Source organism: Micrococcus sp. HSID17227 (assembly GCF_003989405.1).
Classification (GTDB): Bacteria; Actinomycetota; Actinomycetes; order Actinomycetales; family Micrococcaceae; genus Micrococcus; species Micrococcus luteus.
This window is the reverse complement of record NZ_RBLN01000108.1, coordinates 1-7,068: the sequence shown is the minus strand read 5'-3', so window position 1 is coordinate 7,068 and position 7,068 is coordinate 1. Positions and strand designations below refer to the sequence as shown.

General features: G+C 71.8%; 5 protein-coding genes and 1 pseudogene. 4 read left to right on the top strand and 2 right to left on the bottom strand.

What is annotated here, in order from left to right:
• Positions 1-344: pseudogene (locus D8M29_RS07030) on the bottom strand (16S rRNA methyltransferase); the annotation flags it as partial.
• On the bottom strand, positions 337-1,038 hold the full coding sequence (locus D8M29_RS07025) for a YigZ family protein (protein WP_127445868.1): 702 nt from the start codon (positions 1,036-1,038) through the stop codon (positions 337-339). The gene D8M29_RS07025 and the pseudogene D8M29_RS07030, both read right to left, overlap by 8 nt.
• 154 nt (positions 1,039-1,192) lie before the next feature.
• Here D8M29_RS07025 and coaE (D8M29_RS07020) point away from each other — a divergent pair, with 154 nt between their 5' ends.
• The 4 genes from coaE (D8M29_RS07020) to D8M29_RS07005 form a co-directional block, all read left to right on the top strand.
• The gene (coaE, locus tag D8M29_RS07020) at positions 1,193-3,562 is read left to right on the top strand and encodes a dephospho-CoA kinase (protein WP_041102705.1); all 2,370 of its coding nucleotides are present in this window, start codon (positions 1,193-1,195) and stop codon (positions 3,560-3,562) included.
• Positions 3,559-4,206, top strand: coding sequence for a dephospho-CoA kinase (gene coaE / locus D8M29_RS07015; protein WP_041102706.1), 648 nt, complete (start codon positions 3,559-3,561; stop codon positions 4,204-4,206). The genes coaE (D8M29_RS07020) and coaE (D8M29_RS07015) overlap by 4 nt, the downstream gene beginning before the upstream one ends.
• Positions 4,207-4,243: 37 nt before the next feature.
• A complete protein-coding gene (gene uvrB, locus D8M29_RS07010) occupies positions 4,244-6,373 on the top strand; it encodes an excinuclease ABC subunit UvrB (RefSeq protein WP_041102707.1) in 2,130 nt (709 codons plus the stop codon).
• A gap of 76 nt (positions 6,374-6,449) precedes the next feature.
• A partial coding sequence (locus D8M29_RS07005; protein WP_127445867.1) for a SatD family protein occupies positions 6,450-7,068 on the top strand: 619 nt, incomplete at its 3' end.

The following is a 7,068-nucleotide window of genomic DNA, read 5'->3' as shown; positions in this document are numbered from 1 at the left end:
CGACCGGCGGCGCGCCACGCGGCGAGGTTCGCGTCCAGCGAGCGCTCGGCGGAGGCGTCGTCCTGGTGGACCCGCACGTCGTGGCCGGCCGTGAGCAGGGGCAGGGTCAGGGCGCCGTGTCGGTCCTCCAGGACGGCCACCGGGCCGGGGACGTGCCCGCTCGCGATCCACCCGGCCAGGGTGTCGAGCAGGAGCAGGTCCGCCGCGTCGTGGGCCTGGCGGTCGGGCTCGGGCGGCAGCGGCCACCGATCCAGCGCCGCGAAGTCCACGCCCGCGGTGAGGTCGTCCGGCAGCCCGCCGTGGGCGACATCGGGGGTGACCCCCCGGGGCAGCGGTTCACTCATGGTCCACCCAGTCCTCTCCGATCCGTTCCGCATGCCCCGCGCCAGCCGTGACGTCCGCGAGCCGCTCCGCGAACGCCGCGCGGGCCTCCTCGGTGTCCGGCACGCCGACCGTCAGGCGGACCGCCGCGGCGCCGTAGCTCGCCTCCAGCACGGACACGCCCGCCGCGCGCAGCTCGTTCTCCCACCGGCCGGCGTCGGTGTGGGGCGCCTCCACCGCGAGCAGGGCCAGCCGGGAGCGGGTGCGCAGCGGGGCGGCGTCGAGTGCCCCGGACACCGAGTCCGAGTAGGCGCGCACCAGGCCCCCGGCGCCCAGCTTGATCCCCCCGAACCAGCGCACGACGACGGCGCACACGTCCGTCAGGTCGGTCCGGCCCGGCGCGGTCTCGCGTTGGAGGAGGGCCTCGAGCATGGGGACGCCGGCGGTGCCGGCGGGCTCGCCGTCGTCGCTGGAGCGCATCCGGTCCCGGGCGGGGCCGAGGACGAACGCGCTGCACACGTGCCGCGCGTCGTGGTGCCGGCGCCGCAGGACGGCGACCATCTCGCGGGCCTGCGCCTCGTCCTCGACGCGCCCGAGGTAGGTGAGGAAGCGGCTGCGGCGGATCTCCACCTCCCGTTCCAGCCAGCCGTCGGGGTCGCGGGCGGACGCCGGCAGGACCGTGCAGCGCACGGTCGGGGCGGGGGCGGGATCGGGCATGTCCCCACCCTAGGGGCTGGCCGTGGACGCGAACGCCGTCGAGCCCGGACGTGAGCTTCGGTACAGTGGGGGACCGTGCCACCCGGCACCGGCCCACCGGTGAGCGAGCACGCGTGCCGCCGCGGGCCTCCCACGACCCTGTCCCGGGAGACTCATGACTTCCCCGCTCACTCGCCTGCACGACACGTTGGGGCTCCGCACGAGTCCGGCGATCTTCTTCGGCTCGGCCGCCGCGGTCGTGCTCTTCACCGCCGCGATGGGCCTGTTCCCTGGCCCGGTCCAGGCGGCCTTCGGCGTGGTCTCGAGCTGGCTGCGCTACGACGTCGGCTGGATCTACACCCTCAGCCTGACCCTGCTGGTGGCGTTCCTGTTCATCCTCGCCGTGACCCGGTACGGCCGGGTCAAGCTCGGCGACGACGACGCGGTGCCGGAGTACTCCGGCCTGACCTGGTTCGGCATGATGTTCGCCGCCGGCGTCGGCGCGGTGCTGATGTTCTGGGGCATCGCGGAGCCGATGAACCACTACGCCAACCCGCCCATGGCGGGGACGGAGCCGTTCTCCGACCGCGCGGCCTCGGAGGCCATGGCGATCGCGAACTTCCACTTCGGCATCCACATGTGGGCGATCCTGCTCGTCCCGGGCCTGTGCTTCGGCTACTTCACGTACAAGCGCAAGCTGCCCCCGCGCGTGTCCTCCGCCTTCCAGCCCCTCCTCGGCGATCGCATCCACGGCCCCATCGGCAAGACGATCGACATCATCGCCGTGGTCTCCACCGTGTTCGGCCTCGGCGTGTCCGTGGGCCTGGGCGCCCTGCAGATCAACGCGGGCATGAACTACGTGCTGGGCACCCCCGTGGCCGGCTGGGTCCAGGCGCTCATCCTGGCCGTCGTCACCGCCGTGGGCACGGCCTCCGTGCTGGTCGGCATGGACAAGGGCGTCAAGCGGCTGTCCTACGCCAACATCCTGCTGGCGATCGCCCTGCTCGTGTACGTCCTGATGTGGGCCGTCTCCAGCATGGACGTCATCCGCGGCACCGTGCAGGCGATCGGCGAGTACGCCTCCATGCTGCCCGTGCTCTCCACCTACAACGACACGTACAACTCGGGCCAGTGGTCCGGTGACTGGACCGTCTTCTACTGGGCCTGGACCGTGACGTGGGCGCCCTTCGTGGGGATGTTCTTCGCCCGCATCTCACGCGGCCGCACCATCCGCTCCTTCATCATGGCCGGCCTCGGCCTGCCCACGGCGTTCGTCATCATCTGGATGGGCATCTACGGCTACTCCGCGTTCCAGTCGGACCGCGCCACCGCGCCGGCGCCGGGCCAGGGCGGTGACCTCACGCAGACGATCGTCACCGACGGCAACGTCCAGGCCGCCCTGTTCCAGCACCTGCAGGGCACGCCGCTCTACACGGTGGCCGCGGTCGTGGCGCTCGTGGTCATCACGCTGTTCTTCATCACCTCGATCGACTCGGGCGCGCTCGTGATGGACGCGATGGCCAATGGCCACGAGGATGCCGCGCCCCGCCGCCAGTCCGTGTTCTGGGCCGTGTCCATCGGCGCGGTCTGCGCGGCCATCATCCTCACCGCGGGCGAGAACGGCCTGGCGGCGCTGCAGGAGGTCATCATCGTGATCGGCCTGCCCATCCTGCTCATCACCGTCACGCAGGCCGCACTGCTGCTGCAGGCCCTGCGCGAGGACGCGGGTGCCGCGCGGCCCATGCGGACCCGCCAGTGGAAGCAGGTGCTGCCGGTCGAGGAGTACCGCCGCCGCGCCACCGAGGACGGCGTGGACGTCTCGGACTTCGTGATCCGCCCCGAGTTCGAGGTCGGCACCGAGCCGGAGAACGACACGCACACCCCGAAGACGTGGCACCAGCAGCGCATCGACGCGGCCAAGGCCCTCGTCACCGTCGGCCTGACCGGCGGCATCGCCGCGGGCCGCACCGAGGTCGGCGCGGAGCTCGAGCGGCTGGGCGCCGTCGTCGTGGAGTTCGACGACCTGATGGGGGAGATCCTCGTGCCCGGCAACCCCGTGCTCGAGGAGCTCCGCTCGGTCTTCGGCGAGGACATCGTCCGCGCGGACGGCACCCTGGACGCGCGCACCCTCAACCGGCTCACCACCGAGAGCTCGACCGCCCGGACGCGCATGTACGAGATCGTCTCCCCGGCGGTGCGCGACGAGGCGAACCGCCGGGCCCGCGAGATCGGCGAGGACTCCGTGCTGGTGGTCGACCTGGCCCTGCTGGCCGAGACCGGCTCCGGACAGGACTTCGACCAGGTGCTGGCCGTCTCCGCTCCCGCCGAGGTGCGCGTCGCCCGGCTCATGGAGTCCCACGACATGACCCGCGAGCGGGCCTGGGCCTTCATCGACGAGGAGGCGGCGGACGAGGAGCGGGCCGAGATCGCGGACACCGTGATCGAGAACGACGGCTCGCTCGAGGACCTGCAGGAGGCCGTCCGGGCATACTGGGAGGCCAAGATCCAGCCTCAGCTCGAGGCCGCCCGAGGAGAGCGCGTATGACCGAGACCGACCCGGTGGCCGAACGGCCGCGCGTCCATGTGGGCCTGACCGGCGGGATCGCCGCCGGCAAGTCCGCGGTGGCCCGTGTCCTGCAGGAGCGTGGCGCGCTCCTGGTGGACTCGGACGCCCTCGCCCGGCTGGTCCTCGAGAAGGGCACCGACGGGCTGGCCGCCGTCCAGGACGAGTTCGGGGACCGCGTCGTCACCGCGGACGGTGAGCTCGACCGCGTCGAGATGGCCCGCATCGTCTTCGGGGACGAGGGCGCCCGACAGCGCCTGAACCGCATAGTGCACCCCCGGATCCGGGCTGCGGCCCGGCGCATCGTCGCCGAGGCCGGGCCGGACGCCGTCGTGGTCCAGGACGTGCCGCTGCTGGTGGAGACCGGGCAGGCGGACGCGTTCGACCTCGTGATCGTGGTGGAGGCCCCGCTCGAGGAGCGCCTGCGCCGGATGGTGGAGGACCGCGGCATGAGCCGCGCGGACGCCGAGGCGCGGATCGCGGCCCAGGCCACGGACGAGCAGCGGCGCGCCGTCGCGGACGTGGTCATCGTCAACGACGCCGACCTCGAGCGGCTCGCGTCCGTGGCGAACCAGGTGTGGGACCGGTTCCTCGCCCCCGGCGCGGCTGAGCCCTCGGCGGACTGACCGCCGGGGTGTCCGGGGCGCGACGTAGGGTTCTGCCATGAGCCTGGCCCAGAAGATCAACCGCGTCGTCGCCCCGTTCGAGGTCATCTCCCCCTACCAGCCCTCCGGTGACCAGCCGAAGGCCATCGCCGAGCTCGCCGAGCGCGTGGAGGCGGGGGAGAAGGACGTCGTCCTGATGGGCGCCACCGGCACGGGCAAGTCGGCGACGACGGCGTGGCTCGTCGAGCGCCTCCAGCGGCCCACGCTGGTGATGGTGCAGAACAAGACGCTCGCGGCGCAGCTGGCCAACGAGTTCCGGGAGCTGCTGCCCAACAACGCGGTCGAGTACTTCGTCTCCTACTACGACTACTACCAGCCCGAGGCGTACGTCCCGCAGACGGACACCTTCATCGAGAAGGACTCCTCCATCAACGAGGAGGTCGAGCGGCTGCGCCACTCGGCCACGAACGCGCTGCTGACCCGGCGGGACGTGATCGTGGTGGCCACCGTCTCCTGCATCTACGGCCTCGGCACGCCCGAGGAGTACATCGAGCAGATGGTCACCCTGCGCCGCGGTGCGGAGATGGACCGGGACGTGCTCCTGCGGCGGTTCGTGCAGATGCAGTACGTGCGCAACGACGTCGACTTCCACCGCGGCACCTTCCGGGTGCGGGGGGACACCGTGGAGATCATCCCCATGTACGAGGAGCTCGCGGTGCGCATCGAGTTCTTCGGGGACGAGATCGAGTCCATCCAGACCCTGCACCCGCTCACCGGCCAGGTGGTGCGCGAGGAGGAGGAGATGTACATCTTCCCGGCCTCGCACTACGTGGCCGGCGACGAGCGCATGGGCCGGGCGATCACCACCATCGAGGACGAGCTGCGGGAGCGGCTGCAGGAGCTGGAGTCCCAGGACAGGCTCCTCGAGGCGCAGCGGCTGCGCATGCGCACCACGTACGACCTCGAGATGATGCAGCAGATGGGCTACTGCAACGGCATCGAGAACTACTCGCGCCACATCGACGGCCGTCCCGCCGGCTCCGCCCCGCACTGCCTGCTGGACTACTTCCCGGACGACTTCCTGCTCGTGGTGGACGAGTCCCACGTGACCATCCCGCAGATCGGCGCGATGTACGAGGGGGACATGTCCCGCAAGCGCACCCTCGTGGAGCACGGCTTCCGCCTGCCCTCGGCCATGGACAACCGCCCGCTGAAGTGGGATGAGTTCCTCGAACGGATCGGGCAGACCGTGTACCTCTCCGCGACGCCGGGCGCCTACGAGCTCGGCCAGGCGGACGGCTACGTCGAGCAGATCATCCGGCCCACCGGGCTGGTGGACCCGCAGGTGGTGGTCAAGCCGACCGAGGGCCAGATCGACGACCTGCTCGAGCAGATCCGGGTGCGCACGGCCAAGGACGAGCGCGTCCTGGTGACCACGCTGACCAAGCGCATGGCCGAGGACCTCACGGACTACCTGCTCGAGGCGGGGGTGAAGGTCGAGTACCTCCACTCGGATGTGGACACGCTGCGCCGCGTGGAGCTGCTGCGGGAGCTGCGCAAGGGCACCTTCGACGTGCTGGTGGGCATCAACCTGCTGCGCGAGGGCCTGGACCTGCCCGAGGTCTCGCTCGTGGCGATCCTGGACGCGGACAAGGAGGGCTTCCTGCGCTCCACCACCTCCCTCATCCAGACCATCGGCCGCGCCGCCCGCAACGTCTCCGGCGAGGTCCACATGTACGCCGACAACGTCACGGACTCCATGCGGCGGGCGATCGACGAGACCGAGCGGCGCCGGGCCGTGCAGATCGCGTACAACGAGGAGCACGGGATCGACCCCCAGCCGCTGCGCAAGCGCATCGCGGACATCACGGACCAGCTGGCCCGGGAGGACGCGGACACCGCCGACTTCCTCAAGGGCATGGGCGGCGTGAAGTCCGGGTTCGACTTCGGCATGGGCCACCGAGGCCTCAGCTCGCTGGACCGGGACGCGACCACAGGGGAGGGCACCGAGGCTCCGGCGGTGGACCCGGCGTCGCTGCCCGCCAAGGACCTGGCCGATCTGATCGAGCAGATGTCGAAGCAGATGCACCAGGCGGCGGCGGACCTGCAGTTCGAGCTCGCCGCCCGCCTGCGCGACGAGGTCGGCGAGCTCAAGAAGGAGCTGCGGCAGATGAAGCGGGAGCAGTGACCACCCGGCATGATGCCGACCCAGGGTGTTATGAAAACACTGATGAATGTCGTCATATCAGTGATAGTGTGACGCCATGAGCGCAGCACCCCCGGTCGCGGCCGTGATCGCGGACATCGTCGGCTCCCGCGCCCTCCCGGACCGGGAGCGCGCGCAGGAGCAGATCCTGGCCGCCTTCGCGGCCGCGGAACAGGACGTCCCGCCGCTGCGCCCCGCCTGGGCCAGCGTCGGCGACGAGTTCCAGGCGCTGCACCGCACCTGGCCGGACGCGCTCCGGCTGACCGTCCGCGTCACGCTCGCCCTGCCCCCGGGCCTCGACCTGCGCTTCGGGATCGGCCTGGGGCAGTGGCGGGCCCTGGACGCCGGCGGAGACGGCATCGAGGACGGCACGGCCGGGTATCGGGACCGCGAGGTCGTTGAGCGCGCCCACGAGCGGGCCGCCGGCGCCGCGACCGCCTTCCGTGCCGCGGACCCGTCCCTCACCGCCGCCGTGGACGGGCTCGTCCTGCTGCGCGACCACGTCCTCGGTCGGCTCAAGGCCCGCGAACGCCGGATCGCCGACGCCCTGCTGGGCGGGGCGACCCAGGCGGAGGCCGCACGGGCGGAGCGGATCACGCAGTCCGCGGTGTCGCAGGCCGTCGCGCGGTCCGGGATCGACCGGCTGCTCGAGCGGGACGACGAGCTCGCCGCCGCGG